This window comes from Aminobacter sp. P4_D5 (genome assembly GCF_056401815.1).
This window is the reverse complement of record NZ_JBFUIP010000007.1, coordinates 25,872-44,282: the sequence shown is the minus strand read 5'-3', so window position 1 is coordinate 44,282 and position 18,411 is coordinate 25,872. Positions and strand designations below refer to the sequence as shown.

The following is an 18,411-nucleotide window of genomic DNA, read 5'->3' as shown; positions in this document are numbered from 1 at the left end:
CGCCAGGGAGTCGGCCCGGATCAGCGGGCTTTGAAGGTAATAGGGGATACCAGGTATAGGGGCGTAGAAGGTGGAGGCGCCGGTATCGGTGAAGCCCGGCGCACCATCTTAAGAGCGATTTGATCCAATTTCGGGTTACCGGAGGAAGAGGCGACTGAAGCTGAGAGGATTTCGCCGGCGGCAGTGAACGTGAAACTAATCTGGACTGATCCGTTGCCAGTCGCATCACGTTTTTGCCTGGCGATCCGGCTCAAGACCTTTGCCTTCCATTGGGCGGTAGACATCGATCTACCGCCGCCTTGGCCTGCGGCTGCTGCGCGGGTGGTTTCGCTGTCCTGCGCCGATTTCTGGGCCGCCGGACTGTTGGCCGGTTGTTTCTTCTCGACCTTGGCCTGCTTGACCGGCTCCTTCTCAGTCTTCTTTTTCTCACGCACCGGCTTGGCTACGGACTTGGGCTTTTCGACCTCCGGGCGCGGCTCGGGAATGGCCATCGCCACTTCCGGAAGCGGCGCTTCGACGAGATCTGGCACGACCTCCTCGACGGGCTCACTCTCCGCGATTTCTTCCACCGGCTCGGGAACTTCCTGGGCGACTTCCTCGACAGGCGTAGGCTCCGGCTCGACCGGATCGGGCGTGATGGTTTCCGTCGGCTCGACGCTTTCTGCGGCCCGGGAGTCGACAAGATCCGATGTCTCTTGCGGCACCGCCTCCGGCGCGAGCGCCATCGGTGCAAGGTCGATCATCACCGCCGTCTGCCCCTGCGGCTCGTCCATCGTCATGGCAGGTTGCTGATGCAGGTACCAGGCACCGGCCATGTGAACGGAAACAATGACCGCCGCTGCCGCCGACCAGAGCACGGCTTCACGACGGCTGACATCCCCGAAGCTGAAATCGTCGTGCTGTGCCATGCTCATTGCGGCTGGCCCGTCGTTGGCACGGGTGCTGTCGGTACGGCTTCGAGGCCGACCAGGGCTATCTTGAGATAGCCGGCGCCGCGCATCAGGTTCATCACCTCCATCAGCTCGCCATAGTCGACGCCGCGATCGGCACGCAGGAAGATGCGGCTTTGCTTATCGCCTTTGGCGCGCAGGTCGAGCTCCTGCTGGAAAGAGGGCCGGACCACGGTGTCCTGGCCGATGGCGAGGCTGAGGTCGTCTTTCAAGGTCACGTACAGCGGCTCTTGCGGCCGCGGTGAAGGGGTCGCCGTCGATGCCGGCAGGTCGACATTGACGTCGACTGTCGCCAGCGGCGCTGCAACCATGAAGATGATCAGCAGCACCAGCATGACGTCGATGAACGGCGTCACATTGATTTCGTGGTTTTCTTGGAGGTCGTCCTCGTCAGGCGATTGTCTGATGCCGCCAGCCATTGATCCGTCTCCTAGACAGCTACAGCAGGAGTAAGCCGGCCGTTGGCGCGCACCGGCTCGTTGGTCGGGTTCGAACGCTCGGAACGCTGCTGCGGCTGTCGGTCGAGATCGCGGCTGACGAGCCGCTGCACGCCTGCAGCAGCGTCGGCCAGTCCCTGGCGATAGCCGGTGATCGAACGGGCAAAGACGTTGTAGATGACAACGGCGGGGATGGCTGCGATCAGGCCGACAGCGGTTGCCAAAAGCGCCTCGGCGATACCAGGTGCGACAACCGCCAGATTGGTGGTTTGGGACTCCGAGATGCCTATGAACGAGTTCATGATGCCCCAGACGGTGCCGAACAGGCCGACGAATGGCGCTGTCGAACCGATGGTGGCGAGCACACYGGTGCCGCGGCTGAGGCGGCGGCCGGCCTGCGCCTGGATGCGCATCAGGCGCGAATCGACCCGCTCCTTGATGCCTGAGGCGTCGCCATAGCCGAGCTCATGGCCCGACATTTCCATCTCCTCAACGGCGGCGCGAACCAGCACACTGCCGATACCTGCACGCTCTCCAAGGGCCTGAGCTGCATCCTCAAGCCTCCGGGCATGGAGAATGCCGCGCAGCGCCTTTTTCAACCGCGCCTTGCTGGCGGCGATCTCGAGCGACTTGGCAAGCCACACCGTCCAGGTCATCAGCGAGGCGAAGGCAAGGCCGATCATCACGCCTTTGACCACCCAGTCGGCCGCCATGAACATGCCCCATGGCGATAGGTCGTGCGGCAAAACGCTTTTGGGGACGTTGGTGTCGGCAGGTGCGCCAACGGCCATGCCGGCCGGGTTGGCATTCCCGGCGACATCGCCAAGGGGGGCGGTCGGCGTCATGGGGGTGTTGATGGGCGCGGCAGCCGCGCCGGAGGGGTCAGCCTGAGCTGGTGGCTGCGTCGTCTCACCAGCAAGGTCCGCCGCTGGTGCGCTGTCAAGATTCTGGCCAGGCACCGTGACAGAGGTTGGGGCACTTGCCGGTGCAGCCTGTTGCGCCAGGGCAGCGCTTGTATGCAAGGCCAGGGACAATGATACGCCTAAGGCCACGGCGTACCGGCGCAGAGCCTTCGACCGAAAAGCACTGCCGGCGGTCTCGATAGCCCAGCTGTCCCGCATATCCCACGTCTCCCGATCGCAAACCAAGGTGGTTTCGAGGTCGTTGCAGGCGGTCGCGTCACCTGACACCGCCAGAGCCGGCCTCTAACATTGTTGAGTGTGATTATCAAGAAAGCAGAGGCGGGCACGCGTCCACATTTTCTTACTTGGCTTCTACCGCTTCCAGCCCATCGCTCCGCGCGGCAGGCAAGCGGCTTTCGACATTGCTCCACGCATGCGGACAGCGGCTAAAACGAGATTGCCGCGCCAGCGACGGCTTTTACTTATCCATTTCAGATGTTTGACTGCCGGCGCCGTCAGCCAATTCCGTTGAACGCTAGATCTAATGTGGCACGAAACAGAATGCCGTCCTGATCGGCCAGCGTCCGGCTGAACTCGAAGTGGTTCTGGCCTTTGGCAACAATGAGCTGGCTTGCCTTGCCAGCTTGCATCAGCCCGGCGTGCAGAGATTTCGCGTGCCGGCAGTACTCATCGGTTTCGCCGTCGCCATAGGCAACGATCATCGAGCAGCTGATACGCTCCAGATGCCGAACCGGACTGAAGGTATCGACCTCGGCGGAACTTAATTGCAGATAGGCCCCGCGCGCGCTCAGCATGGGGGCCTCGAGATCATAGGCACCGCTGGCACAGACAGCCCCGCTGACGGTGCCAGGCGCGATCTGGCTGTCGGTCGAGACACAGAGTGCAGCCGCGACAAGATGCGCTCCGGACGAATGACCGGCGACAACCAAACGACCGACGTCGTAGCCCAACTCGCCTCCATGGCGCGATAGCCAGCCGATCCCACGCTGCACCTGTCCCACCATGTCGGGCAGTCTTGCGTCAGGGATGCTAGCGAAATCGAGCGCCGCAAAATTGACCCCGGCAGCAACGAAGGCCTCGGCAGCAAACGCGCTGTCCATGCCGCTGAGCGCGCGCCAGGCGCCACCATGAACATAAACAACCAGCGGCGCATTCGCCTCACGCACCGAAAACAGGTCGATCCGTTCGAGCGGCCCGTCACCATAGGAAAGGTTAAGGGGGGCCAGCTTTTGATGCGCGGCAATTGAAGCACTGCGATACCAGGCGATAATCTCGCCAGCATTGGGCGCCCAGGCACTCTGGTTGTAATTGAGGTCAAGCCTAGCCTGGTCGTAGTCGAGGAATACCGGGGCAGCGGTTGTTTGGCTCATGGTTGGCTTTCAGTATCGGAAAAAGGGCAGGTTCACCGCCGATAAACGACGCGACCGTCAACAATGGTGAGCTCTGCTTCGATCAGCGCCAGCTCGTCTGAGGCGCAGGTCAGGGGATCGGCGGAAAGCACCGCCAGATCCGCCAGTTTCCCCACGGCGATGCTGCCCTTCTCCTCTTCCTCGTAAGTTAGTGCGGCACCTCCGAGCGAGGCACACTCGAGCGCTTCCTCGCGCGTCAGCGCCTGGTCGGGTGCGATCAGCGCCCCAGTCCGGTCGCGACGGCTGACGGCATGGGCGATCGAATGAAACAGGCTGAGCGGGACATTGTCGCTGCCGAACGAGATTGGCACGCCGGCTTCGCGCAACGAACGTAACGGCACGATCTCGCTGGCTCGGTCCTTGCCCAATTTTTCGACCAACTCGCTGCCGCGTTTGTAGAGATAGGCGCTCAAATGGGTGGTGACGGCGAGGCCGAGATCGGCAACCTGCTTCACTTGGTCCGACGTGAGGCTGACGATGTGCCCGAGCACCCAGCGCTGATCGGAGATCGGCACGATTTCGTCGACCTCGGCAAATAGGTCGAGCATGTTGGGCAGGATGCCGACGGCGCGGATACCGTTGCGGGCAGCCTCGACAAGCACTGTCTTGAGCGCATCGCGTGGCAGTGACGAGTTGTAGTGGAAGCCGGCCCATCCCGTCTGCGGAAAGGCAGCGCTGCGCAATTCGCGCTCCACCGAGTTGTCGATCTCGCCATAGAGGCCTGCCATGCCCAGCCACTGGTCGCCGAGCCCGCGGCCGGCCAGCCAATGGCCCCAGGATTTAAGCAGTGCACGGCAATCGTCGGGTGAGGTTGAACCCCACGCAGGGCTGAAGATCATAGAGGCGCGAACCGTCTGCTGGCCCGAAGATCGAACCTGGCGGTATGCGTCGAGCACTTCCGAAGCGACGCCGTGGCCCTCGAACACGCTGGTCGTGCCTGCGCGGTTGTATGCCCGCATCGAGGCAGCCAGAGCCGAGACGCGCTCGGCCGGGGTGAAATGCGGCGCCTGCCGCATCAGCGATAGCTCGACCACCGGCATCTTGTTGGTTTCGATGAAGATGCCGTTTGGCTCGCCCGTCGCCTCATCGCGACAGATTTCCATGGATTCGGTCGGTGCAACCGTCGTCGCGTTGATGCCGGCCAGTCTGAGCGCCGCGCTGTTGGCGATCGAGACCAGCGGCAGGGTTGAGCGCCAGTAACCCCAGATCGAGCGGACATAGACCGGATTGTTTGGCGCTGCGCGGTCGAGATCCCAACGGTCTGGGAAGCGGTTTTCCGCGATGCCCGACAGCACGTCCTCATAGCTCGGCGGCTCGCCGATCGGCATCGTCACGATCCACTCGCCAGGCATTTTGGTGGCGGCAATCGCTGCGATCTTTTCGACGATGTCTTCGATCGAATGGCAACCCGACAGCGATGGGAGCGTGCTCTTCAGGCCTTCGCGATCCATGTGGGCATGTCCGTCGATAAGCCCTGCCACGGCAGTTCGTCCGGCAAGATCGACGATCTCGGTGCCTGGGTTCGCCAGCGCTCCTATGGAAGCCGATGTGCCCAAGACGGCAACGCGCTGCCCGGTGATCGCCACAGCTTCATGGATGCCGTCGTCAGCGACAACCTTGCCGTTGAGCAGTACGAGCGTCGGGCTGCAATTGGAAAACGCAGTGGCCATGGAAGTCCTCGAAATCTGCTGGTGTCTGATGTCGCAAACAAGGGAAGTGGCGACCGGCACCCTAAAGCTGCTCAGGCGCCAAGGTCGGGTTTGTCGTGATATCGACCGCCACGAACACCAGCTTGGTCAGTTCGATGTGGGCGTCCAACAGTGCGACCGCGCGGTCGACGTCATGATCGAGCGCTGCGTTCATCAGCTCGGTATGGGGCTCGAGCGCCAAGGCGGAGCGCAACGCATGGTAAGTTGTGCTTTCGCGCCATTCCGGCCCCTTTGATGCCGCAAGGCCAGGCGTGATAGCCAAAATGCGATGGTGGCGGCGCAACTGGTCCTTAATCTGCATGTAAAAGCGCATCAGCCACGGCGACTTGCTTGCCGAAAGCAGCGCGAGGTGAAAAGCCTCGTGCCTCTCCTTCCAGTCGGTGATGACATGCTCCTCAGGGTTTTCCACCGGCGGCTTGCAGCGCGATAGGCGGAAATGGGCAGCCACAAGGGCTGTCTCCCATTCCTCGCCGCCATTGGCGATGGAGTCCGCCAGCATAGGCAGTTCGACAAGGCGCCTGGCGTTGGTCAGGTCGCTCAACTCATCAAGTGACACCGGCGCGACGGTGTAGCCCTTGTTGGCGCTCGAAATGACGAGATGTTCGGCTTCGAGCCGCGATAGCGCCTCGCGCAGCGGCGTCCAGCCAATGCCATAGGCGTCGCGCATGGCGCCGAGCTTGAGGGGTGCACCCGGCAGCAGCCGGGTTTCCAGGATTTCCTGACGCAGGGTGCGATACGCAAACTCTGCCTTGGTGGCGACCTCGGGTCCGTCCATATGTGCCCCTCATATAATCCAGCCTGTTATATATAAGATACGCTGGGAAGTCGAATTATATATATCTATTGACATCTTCGAGAGGAGTCAGAATGATCGAAACCAAGGCGAGGCGCAACGGCGGGGCCCGCAGTGACGACAGCAGAGGCGCGATGAACCAGGCAGTATCCATGAACGTGGCCAGTGTGCCGCTTGAGATAGAACAGCGCGACGCGGCAGACCCGTTGCGTCACCTGCAGGGGCGCTTCCATCTTCCTCAAGGCATGGTCTACCTTGCCGGCAATTCGCTCGGCCCCGCTCCCATCGCCGCGTTCGACGACATCGAAACCGCCGTGCGCAAGGAATGGGCCGAGGGTCTGATCCGCAGCTGGAACGATGCCGGCTGGTTTTCGCTCGTCGACAACCTGGGCGACCGCATCGGCGCGCTGATTGGTGCAGGCGCTGGCCAGACCGTCGCCTGCGACTCGGTTTCGGTCAATGTCTACAAGGCTCTGCACGCAGGCCTTTCGCTGCGTCCTGGCCGGACCACGATCGTCGCCGAAGCCGGAAGCTTCCCGACCGACCTCTATGTCGCGGAGGGCGTCGTTGCCGGCCTTCCGGACATTAAACTGCTACTCGAAGGCGTCGATGCCGACAGGATCGAGGATCTGATCGACGCGCGCACTGCCGTCGTTCTCATCAACCATGTCGACTACAAGACCGGCGAATTGCGCGATATGGCGGCCCTCACTCGCTTCATCCACGAGGCTGGAGCTATTGCCGTCTGGGATCTGTGTCACAGCGCTGGCGTGATTCCGGTCGAGCTCGACAATACCGGCGCTGATCTCGCGGTTGGCTGCACCTACAAATACCTTAACTGTGGCCCGGGCTCGCCTGCTTTCATCTATGCCGCCACCCGCCATCAGGCGACCTTGCGCCAGCCGCTTACGGGATGGTGGGGCCACGCCGCACCCTTCGCGTTCGAGGTCGGATACCGCCCAGACAATGGCGCGCGCCGCCTTTTGTGCGGCACCCAGCCGATCTTGTCGTTGCGCGCCATCAATGCCGGCCTTGCCGCCATCGAAGACGTCGATATGGCCGACATCCGCGCCAAGAGCCTGGCTATGAGCGATGTGTTCATCGAACTCGTTGGTGAGACGTGCCGGGCTCACAAGGCAACGGTGGTGACCCCCAGCGACCACTCGCTTCGTGGCAGCCAGGTTTCGATTGCCTTCGAGAATGGATACTCGGTGATCCAGGCCTTGATTGCGCGCAACATCGTTGGTGACTTCCGCGCCCCCGACATGATGCGCTTCGGCTTTGCGCCGGCCTACCTCAGCTTCGCCGACGTCTACCGTGCGGCCGATGCCTTCAACGATGTTATGAGGTCCGGAAGCTGGCGCGACGAGCGTTTTGCCACGCGCCGCGCCGTTACCTGACACATCGGCGCGCCTCACTGGGCGCGCCGATCCATGCCGGTCGAACCGGATCGCGCCGTTCCAGAGGGCGGCGGCAACTTCCGCAACCCTTGGCTGCCATGGCCAAGGGTGACGCGGAGTATCAAGGGAGGGGAAATCCAATGTACAATCTGCTCAAGAACGGCCTGGCCAGCGCCATGCTGATGGCGGCCACCGCCGGTATCACCCCGCCTGCGCAGGCGGGGGTGACTATTGACGCCATCCGCCAGCGCGGCGAAGTCGTCTGCGGCGTATCCACCGGCATCGGCGGGTTCTCGATTGCCGACAGCTCGGGCCAGTGGACCGGCCTGACCACCGACTTTTGTCGTGCCGTTTCGGCGGCGGTGCTTGGCGACGCTGCCAAGGAGAAGTTCGTTCCGCTCAGCCCCCAGCAGCGTTTCACCGCCCTGCAGTCCGGCGAAATCGACTTGTTGACCACCGTTGCGACCTGGACGCTGACCCGCGACGCTTCGCTTGGTCTGCTCTATGCCGGGGTCTATTTCTATGACGGCCAGGGCTTCCTCGTACCCAAGTCGCTCGATCTCAAGAGTGCGCTCGATCTCGACGGCGCCAGCATCTGTACCGCCACCGGCACCACAAGCGAACTCAACCTCGCCGACTACTTCCGTGCCCACGGCAAGAAGTTCACTCCGGTCGTGTTCGAATCGCAGAACGAGGCGCGCGCCGCCTTCTTCTCCGGTCGCTGCCAGGCCTTCTCCGCCGATATGTCGTATCTGTCGTCGGTCCGCGCTTCCGACGCGCCGAATCCAGACGACTGGCAGATTCTGCCCGAGATGATCTCCAAGGAGCCGCTCGGTCCGGTCGTTGGCCGCAACGATCTCGAGTGGTACACGGTCGCCAAGTGGACGCTGATGGCGCTGATCGAGGCAGAGGAAAAGGGCATCACGCAGGCCAATATCGACAGCATGAAGGATAGCCAGGATCCGGCTATCCAGCGGTTGCTCGGCACGTCCGGTGACATGGGCGAAAAGCTTGGCCTCGACGCCGGCTGGGCTTATCGCGCCATCAAGCGTGGCGGCAACTACGGCGAGATCTTCGAACGCAATGTCGGCCCGAAGACGCCACTGCGCATGGAGCGCAATGCCAACGCGCTGTGGTCGCAAGGTGGCCAGATGTACGCCCTTCCCGTGCGATGAGACGATGACGGGCGCAACTCAATCAATGCGTTCGGCGGGAGGCTGGAGCGATCCGGCCTTTCGCGCTATCGCCACCCAGGTGATGGTGCTCGCGCTCGTCGCGGGCATCATCGCGTTCCTCGCCATCAACTTGATCGGCAATCTCGAAGAACGCTCGATCCGCACCGGATTCGGCTTCCTCTGGCAGGCCTCCGGCTTTGAAATTGGCCAGAGCTTCGTTCCCTACAGCGCCAGCTCCACCTTCGCCAAGGCTCTAATCGTTGGCTTGCTCAACACGCTGGTCGTCGCTATCCTTGGCATCATCTTGTCGACCGTCGTCGGCACCGTCGTGGGCGTCGCTTCGCTGTCGCGCAACCCGCTCGTCAAGCCGCTGGCCACCACCTATGTCGAGCTTGTCCGCAATGTGCCGCTGCTGCTCCAGCTTTATGTCTGGTATGCGGTGCTGACCCAGATGTTGCCGGCCGCATCTGCTGCGCCGCAGCTTCTGCCCGGACTGTACCTTGCCAAAAGCGGCCTGCATTTTCCCATCCTGCATTCGGGCGCCGGCCTTGTCCTTKGCGCGCTGATCGGAGGTGCCGCCGCCGCCATAGCCTACGTTTTCTGGTCGCGCCGCCGCGCCGACCTGACCGGTGCGCCCGCGCTATTGTGGCCGCGCGCAGTGTTGCTGCTCGGCCCGGCGATGGCTGCGCTGCTGTTCCTTGCCGCCACAACGCCTTTCGACGTGCCTGAGCCGACCCGCTTCGGCTTTTCCGGCGGCGGACTGGTGACCCCGGAGCTGACCGCACTGCTCATCGGCCTGTCGCTCTACAACGCAGCCTTCATCGCCGAGATCCTGCGCGCCGGCATCATGTCGGTCAGCCGCAGCCAGTCCGAGGCAGCAGCCTCGCTCGGCCTCAGCCGCGCCCACACGCTGCGTCTGGTGATCATCCCGCAGGCGCTGAAGGTCGCTGTGCCGCCGCTCGCCAGCCAGTATCTCAACTTGGCCAAAAACACCTCGCTGGCCATCGCCATCGGCTATCCCGACCTGATGTCGATAGGCAATACGATCATCAACCAGACCGGTCAGGCCATCGAGGTCATCGCCATCTTGATGGCCGTCTATCTGACCATGAGCCTGTCGATCTCGGCCTTCATGAATTGGTACAATGCGCGTGTCGCGCTGGTGGGTATGAAATGAGCGTAGCCGTCCCGAAACTGCGCCAGCGCCTGTTCGGCTCCGTCGGCAACTCGCTGCTGACGCTGGCGATGGTCGCCGCATTCGTCATGTATGTGCCGCCGCTGCTGCGGTGGGCCTTCATCGATGCGACATGGGTCGCCGCCGCCCCGGACGTCTGCCGCGCCAATGGCGGTGCCTGCTGGTCGTTCGTCCACGAAAAGTATCGGCTGATCCTATTTGGCCGCTACCCCTATGCCGAACAGTGGCGCCCGCTCGCCGCTTTGGCGCTGGCCATCGTCCTGGTGCTTGCCAGCTGCTCGCTGCGCTTCGGCTGGCGCACCGTCGTCGCCGGCTGGGCCATCGGCGTCACCGCCATCATCGTGCTGATGCGCGGCGGCGCACTTGGCCTAGAATATGTACCGACCGACCTGTGGGGCGGCCTGCCGCTGACCGTCTTCCTCGCGCTTGGCGGCATGGTCGGAGCGTTCCCGCTCGCTGTTGTGCTGGCGCTTGGCCGCCGGTCGCGCCTGCGCGTCGTCAAGTCAATCTGCGTCGCCTTCATCGAAATGGTACGCGGCGTCCCGCTGGTCACAGTGCTCTTCATGGCCTCGTTCATGATCCCGCTGTTCCTGCCCGGCAAGGTACAGGTCGACGCGTTGTTGCGCGCGCTCGCAGCGATCACCTTATTCAGTGCCGCCTACCTCGCCGAAGCCATCCGCGGCGGCCTCCAGGCTGTTCCTGAAGGGCAGGGGCAGGCAGCCGAAGCCCTTGGCCTGACCTACTGGCAGACCTCGCTTTTGATCGTGGTGCCACAGGCGTTGCGTCATGCCATACCCGCCATCGCCAACCTTTTCATCGGCTTGTTCAAGGATACGTCGCTGGTCGGCATTGTCGGCCTCACCGATCTGCTGCTCGCTACCAAGCAGGCACTTGGCGACCCGCAATGGCGCAGCTTCGCGCTCGAAGGCTACATCTTCGTCGCATTGATCTATGTCGCGTTCTGCTTGTTCATCTCACGCTACAGCCGCTCGCTCGAACGACGTTTGCAACATGGCTGATAGTAGTCTTGCTGCTCTCAACGTGGCCGGTGCTTCGTCCCCACTGTTGACGAGGCATAGCTGCGATCACCACTCGGCGAACGAACCATCGGCATGTCGCCAGATCGGGTTGCGCCAACGGTGGCCCTCCTTGGCGCGCTCCTTGACATAGTCCTCGTCGACATCGACCCCAAGACCGGGGCCATCGGGGATCGCGACATAGCCGTCCTCGTAGCGGAAGACGTCCTTGTTCTTGGCGTAGTCGAGCAGGTCGTTGGCCTTGTTGTAGTGAAGGCCGAGGCTCTGTTCCTGGATGAAGGCGTTGTAGGTCACCGCGTCGAGCTGGAGGCAGGCGGCGAGCGCGATCGGCCCGAGCGGGCAGTGGGGCGCCACGGCAACGTCRTAGGCCTCSGCCATSGCCGCGATCTTGCGSSWYTCGGTGATGCCGCCGGCATGCGASRGRTCGGGCTGGATGATGTCGACCACGCCTTCCTGAAGCACGCTCTTGAAGTCCCAGCGGCTGTAGAGCCTTTCGCCCAACGCGATGGGAGTCGACGAAAGTGCGGCGATCTCCTTTAGCGCTTCGCGGTTTTCGCTGAGCACCGGCTCCTCGATGAACATCAGCCGGTACGGCTCCAGTTCCTTGACCAGAGCCCGCGCCATCGGCCGGTGGACGCGGCCGTGGAAGTCGACAGCGATGCCGATGTGCTTGCCTACCGCCTCGCGCACTATGGCGACGCGCTCGACCGCCGCATCGATCTTGTCGTGGCTGTCGACGATCTGAAGCTCTTCGGTGCCGTTCATCTTTAGCGCGGTAAAGCCGCGGGAGACGACTTCCCGAGCGCCATCAGCCACTTCCGAAGGCCGGTCGCCGCCGATCCAGGAGTAGACCTTGATGCGATCGCGGCAGCGGCCGCCCAGAAGCTCGTGCACCGGAACGCCGAGCGCTCGGCCCTTGATGTCCCACAGCGCCTGGTCGACGCCGGCCAGCGCGCTCATCAGGATCGCCCCGCCACGATAAAAACCGCCGCGATACATGACGTTCCAGTGGTCTTCAATCAGCCTCGGATCCTTGCCGATCAGATAGTCAGCGAGTTCGTGCACCGCTGCTTCGACGGTGTGGGCGCGGCCTTCGACGACCGGCTCGCCCCAGCCGCTTATGCCTTCGTCGGTTTCGATCTTGAGGAACAGCCAACGTGGCGGAACGATGTAGGTCTTGAACGCTGTGATCTTCATGGTGTCGGCCCCAAATGMTCGCGCTCGTTCAGTCTCATATTCTCTGGGTCTTTGCCTTTTCCAGGTCGCGGGCGGCCAGGTCCAGGATCTCGTTGGCGGCGTTGCGTGCCGCTGTGCCGTCGCGCATCCGCAGCGCCTCGACCACGCCGTAGTGGACTTTCACGGCTTCATCGCGCCGGTCGACCGAGTTGGCCGTCGCCTCAAGCGCGAATTTCAGCGCGGTCTCGATTAGGCCGCCGATCTGGCGGAAAATCGGATTGTGGCAGGCGCCGTAGAGGACCTGGTGGAAGGCGGCGTCCGAACGGGCAAAACTTGCAACGTCGCTGCCGGCGGCCTCCATGCCTTTCCAGGCCATTTCCAGATCGGCTATCTCGTGTAGGGAAGCGCGCGTGGCAGCAAGCTCAGCCACCAGCGGCTCGATGGCGCGGCGTGTCTCGAGGATGGAATCGAACAGCTTCGGATCCAGGGTGTTCGGCGCGTGCCATTCCAGCACCTGGGGGTCGATGATGTTCCAGCTTTCCCTGTCGCATACGACGGTGCCGATCCGCGAACGGCTGAGCACAAGGCCCTTGGCGGCCAGCACCTTTAGCGCCTCGCGGATGACGGTGCGGCTGACGCCGTGTTCAGCGCCAAGATCGTTTTCGCTCGGCAGGTTTGCGCCGGTCGGATAACGGCCGGACAGGATGTCGGAGGCGATGGCCCGCACCACGTCGGGCATGACGCGCGGACGGCGCGCCTTTGCGGCGGTGCCGATCGTATCAGCCTTGGCGCTGTCCATGCATTCCTCCCCCTGACGTCTTGTCGTTCTTATGTGCGCTCCACATGCCGGACAATCCTGCCTCACGACAAATGCCGAGCCACTCCTCCGGAAAGGAAGCTATCTCATTCATCATACCAAGGCAATTGACTGGTATGATGAATGAAGCTAGCTTTTGTCATCCGGGCTGCCTGCCCGGCGCGTTTTTGGGAGGAAACCATGCGATTGTTGAATAAGGCGCTCGTTGCGGGCGCCCTTGCGGTTCTGTCTGTCACCACCATTGCTTCTGCCTATGCGCAGGAGACCAAGATCGGCTTCATCGTGAAGCAGCCCGAGGAACCGTGGTTCCAGGACGAATGGAAGTTCGCCGACCAGGCCGCCAAGGAAAAGGGCTTCACCCTGGTCAAGATCGGCGCCGAGGACGGCGAGAAGCTGATGTCGGCGATCGACAATCTCGGCGCCCAGGGCGCTCAGGGTTTCATCGTCTGCACCCCCGATGTGAAGCTTGGACCTGGCATCGTTGCCAAGGCTGAGGCCAACAACCTCAAGCTGATGACAGTCGACGACCGGCTGGTCAGCGCTGACGGCAAGCCGATCGAAGAAGTGCCGCATATGGGCATCTCCGCGACCAAGATCGGCGAGGCGGTCGGCCAGGCCATCGTCGACGAGATGAAGGCGCGCGGCTGGAAAGCCGACGAAGTGGGTGCGATCCGCGTTTCCTACGACCAGCTTCCGACCGCCGTGGACCGCGTCGAAGGCGCGATCTCGGTGCTGAAGGCGAATGGCTTCAAGGCCGAAAACATCTTCGACGCGCCGCAGGCCAAGACCGACACGGAAGCAGCGCTGAACGCCGCGACCGTCGTGCTCAACAAGAACGCCGGCATCAAGAAGTGGGTCGCCTTCGGCCTTAACGACGAGGCGGTCCTGGGTGCTGTGCGTGCGTCGGAAAGCGTCGGCATCCCGGCTGACGGCGTGATCGGCGTCGGCATTGGCGGCGCGGACTCGGCCATCAACGAGTTCAAGAAGCCGACGGCCACTGGTTTCATCGGCTCGGTGATCATCTCGCCGAAGCGCCATGGCTACGAGACCGCGCTCAATATGTATGAGTGGGTCGCCAATAACAAGGAGCCGGAGAAGCTGATCCTGACCGCCGGAGCGCTTGCCAAGCGCGACGACTTCCAGAAGGTCCGGGCAGAACTCGGCATTCAATAAGCCGTATCGTTGAACGGTGTCTGGCGGCGGATCATGATCCGCCGCCAGACATTTCGGAGGACCGTCAATGTCGTTTCTCGAATTTTCCAGCATCTCGAAAGCCTATCCCGGCGTTCAGGCCCTGTCTGACGTGTCGTTCGGCGTCGAAAAGGGCGCTGTGCATGGTCTGATGGGCGAAAACGGCGCCGGCAAGTCAACGCTGATACGTATCCTGTCGGGCGACCAGCATGCCAATTTGGGCGACATCAGCATCGACGGCGAGATCCAGAAATACACATCGACCCGCGATGCCTTTCACGCCGGCGTCATCGTCATCCACCAGGAGCTTCAGCTCGTCCCCGAATTGACGGTTGCGGAGAATTTGCGGCTTGGCCGCTTCCCGGCCAATGCCGGCGTCATCCAGGCGCGGCAGATGTTCGCCGAAGTCGGCGAGAAACTGAAATCCGCCGGCATCGACATCGATCCCCGCCGTAAGGTCAAGACGCTGTCGATCGGCGAGCGCCAGATGGTCGAGATCGCCAAGGCGATCATGCTCGACGCCAGGGTGATCGCGCTTGACGAGCCGACCTCGTCGCTGTCGTCGCGTGAAAGCGAAATTCTGTTTGCCCTGATCGAGCGCCTGCGCGCCGACGGCAAGGTCATCCTCTACATTTCGCACCGGCTCGACGAAGTGTTCCGCCTTTGCGACAGCCTGACTGTGCTGCGCGACGGCAAGCTCGCTGCTCATCACCCGAGCCTTAGGGATGTCACCCGCGAGCAGGTCGTCGCCGAGATGGTCGGCCGCGAGATCTCCAACGTCTGGGGCTGGCGTGCGCGTCCACTGGGCGAGGTGCGTCTGAAGGCCGAGGGCATCACTGGTGAGAAGCTGCCTGTACCCGCCAGCTTTGAAGCGCGTGCCGGCGAGATCGTCGGTTTCTTCGGTCTCATCGGTGCCGGGCGTTCGGAGTTGATGCGCCTCGTATATGGCGCGGATGCCCGTCGTGATGGCGCGGTCACGATCGATGGCCGGCAGGTCGAGATCGACGATCCGCGTCAGGCGATCCGTGCCGGCATCGTGCTGTGCTCCGAAGACCGCAAGCATGACGGCATCATCCAGGGCCGTTCGCTCGAGGAAAACATCAACATCTCCTCGCGGCGCCATCACACCCGCTTCGGCATTCTCAACCCGGGCAAGGAGATCGAGGTCGCCGAAACCTTCCTCAAGAAGCTCAAGGTGCGCACGCCGTCGCGCAAGCAGGACATCGTCAACCTGTCCGGCGGCAACCAGCAGAAGGTCATTCTTGGCCGCTGGCTGTCGGAGCAGGGCATTCGCGTACTGATCGTCGACGAGCCGACGCGCGGCATCGATGTGGGAGCGAAATCGGAGATCTACGAAATCCTCTACCAGCTGGCCGAGGACGGCATGGCCATCATTGTCGTTTCCAGCGAACTGCCCGAGGTGATGGGCATCTGCGACCGGATCCTCGTCATGTGCGGCGGGCGCATTTCAGCGTATCTCGACCGCGACCAGTTCAGCGAGCGCGCCATTCTGGCGGCAGCGCTTCCCGACAAGAAAACGCCAGACGCAATCGCATCCTAGAGGGACGGAGCATGACAAATTCTTTGAAGAAGGTACTGCTCGGCGATCAGGGACTGGTCGTGCTTTTTGTGCTGGCCTTCGCACTGGTGTCGATCTTCGTTCCGAATTTCCTCACCGAACGCAACATGCTTGGCCTGCTGCAGTCGGTCGTCACCGTCGGCATCGTTGCCTGTACCATGATGTTTTGCCTGGCGGCGCGCGACTTCGACCTGTCGGTTGGTTCCATCGTCGCCTTTGCCGGCATGGTTGCGGTCATGGCATCGAACGCGACAGGCTCGATCATCATCGGCATCCTCGCTGCGGTTCTCTGCGGCGGGATGGTCGGCTTGATCAACGGCGTGGTCATCGCCAAGTTCCGCATCAATGCGCTCATCACAACGCTTGCGACCATGCAGATCGTGCGCGGTCTTGCCCTGATCGCATCCGACGGCCGCGCGGTCGGCATCAACGACCCGAATTTCTACCAGCTCGCATTGTCCAAACTGCTCGGCGTCCCGACCCCGATCTGGGTGCTGCTGATCCTGTTCGTGGTCTTCGGCTTCGTGCTCAACCGCACAGTGTTTGGCAAGAACACGCTGGCCATTGGCGGCAACCCGGAGGCGTCGCGGCTCGCCGGCGTCAATGTCGACCGCACCCGCATCTGGATCTTCACGTTGCAGGGCATGGTTTGCGCCATCGCCGGCATCCTGCTTGCCTCGCGCATCACCTCCGGCCAGCCCAACGCCGCTGTCGGGCTCGAACTGTCGGTCATCTCGGCCTGCGTGCTCGGCGGCGTGTCGCTGGCTGGCGGACGGGCTGCAATTGCTGGCGTCATCGTCGGCGTGATGATCATGGGCATCGCCGAAAACGTCATGAACCTGCTCAACATCCCGGCCTTCTATCAATACATCGTCCGTGGCGTGATCCTGCTGCTCGCCGTGCTGCTCGACAATCTCAGGTCAAACGCGCTTGGACGGCGCTAAGCCGACCGATGTCTGGTCTGATCGCACTCGAAAACGACCGGCTTGCCCTGCGCGTCAGTACGCAGGGCGGCGCGGTTGTCGACGGCTACACAAGCGATGGCCGGCCGTTACTGCGGGCAGCTCTTAAGCCGGGTGAGGCGTTCGATGTCTTGAAGTCGGCATGCTTCCCGCTGGTGCCCATCGGCAACCGCGTCGAGGGCAACGGGTTCTATCTCGGCGGCAAACACTACGCCTTCGAACCGAATACCGATGAGCCCTTCTACATTCACGGCGACGGCTGGCTCGGCGAATGGACTGTCGAAGACGCCAGCGATACCGAGTTGCGCCTGTCTTTCGAGCAAACACAGCCGGCTAACTCCCCGCATATCTACAGGGCCGTCCAGACGATCCGGCTGAGCGACGCAACGCTGAGCCTCCATTTGGGTGTCGAAAGTCGCGGCGCCGAAGCGATGCCGTTCGGCATCGGCTTTCATCCCTACTTTCCCCGAACGGCAGGAACCTTGATCACGGCGCCTGCAAACGCATGGTGGACCGAGGCCCCGAACCATATGCCGGTCGCCCGGCAAGCCATTCCCGAAAACGCCGATTTTTCGAAACCTCGAACCTTGCCGCCACACTGGCTGAACAACTGCTTCGAAGGCTGGAACGGCCGCGCCCGCATCGTGTGGCCGGAAACCGGGCTCTCAGCCGAGATCGCCGCCGACCCGATCTTTTCCCGATATATGCTCTACGCACCCGACAGCGACCCCGGCTTCTTCTGTCTCGAGCCGATGTCGCATGCGCCCAACGCGCTGGCCATGGCCGGGCCTGCCGGGCTTCATGTGCTCGCGCCGGGCGAGGTCCTGTCGGGCGGCTTTTCAATCACCGTTTCGAATCTTGAGGACTTCCAATGACAGACCGTCTTGCCGGAAAGCGCATCTTCCTGACCGGGGCTGCCCAGGGCATAGGTCTCGCGATTGCCGAGGAATGCCTGAGGGAAGGCGCAAAACTCTTCCTGGTCGATCGCGACGGGCCGATGCTGCGTGACAGCGTCAACAGTCTCGGCGCACCCGAAGGCATGCTGGCCTATGGCGAAGCCGACATCACCGATGCCGCCGCGATAGAAGCGGCTGTGGCGCAGGCCGGCACCGTGATCGGGCCGATCAACGCGCTGATCAACAATGCCGGCATCAACGTCTTCAACACGCCGCTGGAAACCACCGAGGCCGAATGGCAGCGCTGTTTCGACGTCAACCTCAAGGGCGCCTGGAACTGCTGCAAGGCGGCGTTACCCGGTATGATTTCGGCCGGCGGCGGCGCGATCCTCAACATCGCTTCGACGCACAGCTTCACGATCATCCCGCGCACCTTTCCGTATCCGCTGGCGAAGCACGCTTTGCTCGGCATGACCAAGTCGCTGGCGCTGGAATATGCGGGGGCGGGCGTGCGCGTGAACGGGCTGGCGCCGGGCTATGTCGAAACGCAAAAGGCGATCGACTACTGGAACAGCTTCCCCGACCCGGTGAAGGCGCGCGCCGACACCATGGCGCTGCATCCCGGCAAGCGCATCGCCAGCACGCAGGAGATTGCCAAGGCGGCGGTGTTCATGATCTCGGACGAGTGCCCGTTCATGAACGCCGCCTGCCTTGTCGTCGACGGCGGCCTGAGCGTGCTCCAGCACGCCGTCTGATCGTTTC

Annotated in this window: 17 protein-coding genes; 9 read left to right on the top strand and 8 right to left on the bottom strand. The window is 62.7% G+C overall.

Going from position 1 to position 18,411, the window contains the following annotated elements; translation table 11 throughout:
• Positions 1–20 precede the first annotated feature (20 nt).
• The 6 genes from AC1DWF_RS03180 to AC1DWF_RS03155 form a co-directional block, all read right to left on the bottom strand.
• Positions 21–914 (bottom strand): TonB family protein, encoded by an 894-nt coding sequence (locus tag AC1DWF_RS03180; RefSeq protein WP_476784227.1) that lies wholly within the window; start codon positions 912–914, stop codon positions 21–23.
• Entirely contained in the window at positions 911–1,369 is a 459-nt protein-coding gene (gene exbD / locus AC1DWF_RS03175; protein WP_476784226.1) for a TonB system transport protein ExbD, read from the bottom strand. The genes AC1DWF_RS03180 and exbD overlap by 4 nt, the downstream gene beginning before the upstream one ends.
• Positions 1,370–1,380: 11 nt before the next feature.
• Entirely contained in the window at positions 1,381–2,232 is an 852-nt protein-coding gene (gene exbB / locus AC1DWF_RS03170) for a tonB-system energizer ExbB (RefSeq protein ID WP_476841447.1), read from the bottom strand.
• Between the two features lie 572 nt (positions 2,233–2,804).
• Positions 2,805–3,680 carry an alpha/beta hydrolase gene (locus tag AC1DWF_RS03165; RefSeq protein WP_476787866.1) on the bottom strand — a complete coding sequence of 292 codons (876 nt, stop codon included), beginning with the start codon at positions 3,678–3,680 and terminating at the stop codon, positions 2,805–2,807.
• Positions 3,681–3,712: 32 nt separating this feature from the next.
• Positions 3,713–5,389 carry an amidohydrolase gene (locus AC1DWF_RS03160; RefSeq protein ID WP_476782860.1) on the bottom strand — a complete coding sequence of 559 codons (1,677 nt, stop codon included), beginning with the start codon at positions 5,387–5,389 and terminating at the stop codon, positions 3,713–3,715.
• A 61-nt stretch (positions 5,390–5,450) separates the two neighbouring features.
• Positions 5,451–6,203: a GntR family transcriptional regulator gene (locus tag AC1DWF_RS03155; protein ID WP_476782859.1), complete on the bottom strand. Its 753-nt coding sequence runs from the start codon at positions 6,201–6,203 to the stop codon at positions 5,451–5,453.
• A 170-nt stretch (positions 6,204–6,373) separates the two neighbouring features.
• Here AC1DWF_RS03155 and kynU point away from each other — a divergent pair, with 170 nt between their 5' ends.
• The 4 genes from kynU to AC1DWF_RS03135 all read left to right on the top strand — a co-directional run bounded on the left by kynU (position 6,374) and on the right by AC1DWF_RS03135 (position 11,010).
• Positions 6,374–7,621: a kynureninase gene (gene kynU / locus AC1DWF_RS03150; protein ID WP_476782861.1), complete on the top strand. Its 1,248-nt coding sequence runs from the start codon at positions 6,374–6,376 to the stop codon at positions 7,619–7,621.
• A 140-nt stretch (positions 7,622–7,761) separates the two neighbouring features.
• On the top strand, positions 7,762–8,796 hold the full coding sequence (locus tag AC1DWF_RS03145; protein ID WP_476782858.1) for an amino acid ABC transporter substrate-binding protein: 1,035 nt from the start codon (positions 7,762–7,764) through the stop codon (positions 8,794–8,796).
• 25 nt (positions 8,797–8,821) lie between these two features.
• Positions 8,822–9,973 carry an amino acid ABC transporter permease gene (locus AC1DWF_RS03140; protein ID WP_476841446.1) on the top strand — a complete coding sequence of 384 codons (1,152 nt, stop codon included), beginning with the start codon at positions 8,822–8,824 and terminating at the stop codon, positions 9,971–9,973.
• Positions 9,970–11,010, top strand: a complete 1,041-nt coding sequence (locus AC1DWF_RS03135; RefSeq protein WP_476782856.1) for an amino acid ABC transporter permease — start codon at positions 9,970–9,972, stop codon at positions 11,008–11,010. The genes AC1DWF_RS03140 and AC1DWF_RS03135 overlap by 4 nt, the downstream gene beginning before the upstream one ends.
• A gap of 66 nt (positions 11,011–11,076) precedes the next feature.
• Here AC1DWF_RS03135 and dgoD read toward each other — a convergent pair whose 3' ends face one another.
• Positions 11,077–12,225, bottom strand: coding sequence for a galactonate dehydratase (gene dgoD / locus AC1DWF_RS03130; RefSeq protein WP_476841445.1), 1,149 nt, complete (start codon positions 12,223–12,225; stop codon positions 11,077–11,079).
• A gap of 34 nt (positions 12,226–12,259) precedes the next feature.
• Positions 12,260–13,003, bottom strand: a complete 744-nt coding sequence (locus AC1DWF_RS03125; protein ID WP_476787863.1) for a FadR/GntR family transcriptional regulator — start codon at positions 13,001–13,003, stop codon at positions 12,260–12,262.
• A 198-nt stretch (positions 13,004–13,201) separates the two neighbouring features.
• Here AC1DWF_RS03125 and AC1DWF_RS03120 point away from each other — a divergent pair, with 198 nt between their 5' ends.
• From AC1DWF_RS03120 to AC1DWF_RS03100, 5 genes are all read left to right on the top strand, one after another.
• Complete coding sequence (locus AC1DWF_RS03120; RefSeq protein ID WP_476782853.1) at positions 13,202–14,194, top strand: arabinose ABC transporter substrate-binding protein; 993 nt, start codon at positions 13,202–13,204, stop codon at positions 14,192–14,194.
• 67 nt (positions 14,195–14,261) lie between these two features.
• Positions 14,262–15,773, top strand: a complete 1,512-nt coding sequence (gene araG / locus AC1DWF_RS03115) for an L-arabinose ABC transporter ATP-binding protein AraG (RefSeq protein ID WP_476804351.1) — start codon at positions 14,262–14,264, stop codon at positions 15,771–15,773.
• A gap of 11 nt (positions 15,774–15,784) precedes the next feature.
• The gene (araH, locus tag AC1DWF_RS03110; protein ID WP_476787861.1) at positions 15,785–16,735 is read left to right on the top strand and encodes an L-arabinose ABC transporter permease AraH; all 951 of its coding nucleotides are present in this window, start codon (positions 15,785–15,787) and stop codon (positions 16,733–16,735) included.
• Positions 16,736–16,743: 8 nt separating this feature from the next.
• The gene (locus AC1DWF_RS03105; protein ID WP_476782850.1) at positions 16,744–17,628 is read left to right on the top strand and encodes an aldose 1-epimerase; all 885 of its coding nucleotides are present in this window, start codon (positions 16,744–16,746) and stop codon (positions 17,626–17,628) included.
• Positions 17,625–18,404 carry an SDR family oxidoreductase gene (locus AC1DWF_RS03100; RefSeq protein WP_476782849.1) on the top strand — a complete coding sequence of 260 codons (780 nt, stop codon included), beginning with the start codon at positions 17,625–17,627 and terminating at the stop codon, positions 18,402–18,404. Before AC1DWF_RS03105 ends, AC1DWF_RS03100 begins: the two co-directional genes overlap by 4 nt.
• Positions 18,405–18,411 lie beyond the last annotated feature (7 nt).

What these genes read in the sequence shown, in the direction of transcription:
- AC1DWF_RS03180 (WP_476784227.1), bottom strand. Translation starts at nt 914, where the DNA reads ATGAGCATGGCACAGCACGACGATTTCAGCTTCGGGGATGTCAGCCGT.
- exbD (WP_476784226.1), bottom strand. Translation starts at nt 1,369, where the DNA reads ATGGCTGGCGGCATCAGACAATCGCCTGACGAGGACGACCTCCAAGAA.
- AC1DWF_RS03165 (WP_476787866.1), bottom strand. Translation starts at nt 3,680, where the DNA reads ATGAGCCAAACAACCGCTGCCCCGGTATTCCTCGACTACGACCAGGCT.
- AC1DWF_RS03160 (WP_476782860.1), bottom strand. Translation starts at nt 5,389, where the DNA reads ATGGCCACTGCGTTTTCCAATTGCAGCCCGACGCTCGTACTGCTCAAC.
- AC1DWF_RS03155 (WP_476782859.1), bottom strand. Translation starts at nt 6,203, where the DNA reads ATGGACGGACCCGAGGTCGCCACCAAGGCAGAGTTTGCGTATCGCACC.
- kynU (WP_476782861.1), top strand. Translation starts at nt 6,374, where the DNA reads ATGAACGTGGCCAGTGTGCCGCTTGAGATAGAACAGCGCGACGCGGCA.
- AC1DWF_RS03145 (WP_476782858.1), top strand. Translation starts at nt 7,762, where the DNA reads ATGTACAATCTGCTCAAGAACGGCCTGGCCAGCGCCATGCTGATGGCG.
- AC1DWF_RS03135 (WP_476782856.1), top strand. Translation starts at nt 9,970, where the DNA reads ATGAGCGTAGCCGTCCCGAAACTGCGCCAGCGCCTGTTCGGCTCCGTC.
- AC1DWF_RS03125 (WP_476787863.1), bottom strand. Translation starts at nt 13,003, where the DNA reads ATGGACAGCGCCAAGGCTGATACGATCGGCACCGCCGCAAAGGCGCGC.
- AC1DWF_RS03120 (WP_476782853.1), top strand. Translation starts at nt 13,202, where the DNA reads ATGCGATTGTTGAATAAGGCGCTCGTTGCGGGCGCCCTTGCGGTTCTG.
- araG (WP_476804351.1), top strand. Translation starts at nt 14,262, where the DNA reads ATGTCGTTTCTCGAATTTTCCAGCATCTCGAAAGCCTATCCCGGCGTT.
- araH (WP_476787861.1), top strand. Translation starts at nt 15,785, where the DNA reads ATGACAAATTCTTTGAAGAAGGTACTGCTCGGCGATCAGGGACTGGTC.
- AC1DWF_RS03105 (WP_476782850.1), top strand. Translation starts at nt 16,744, where the DNA reads ATGTCTGGTCTGATCGCACTCGAAAACGACCGGCTTGCCCTGCGCGTC.
- AC1DWF_RS03100 (WP_476782849.1), top strand. Translation starts at nt 17,625, where the DNA reads ATGACAGACCGTCTTGCCGGAAAGCGCATCTTCCTGACCGGGGCTGCC.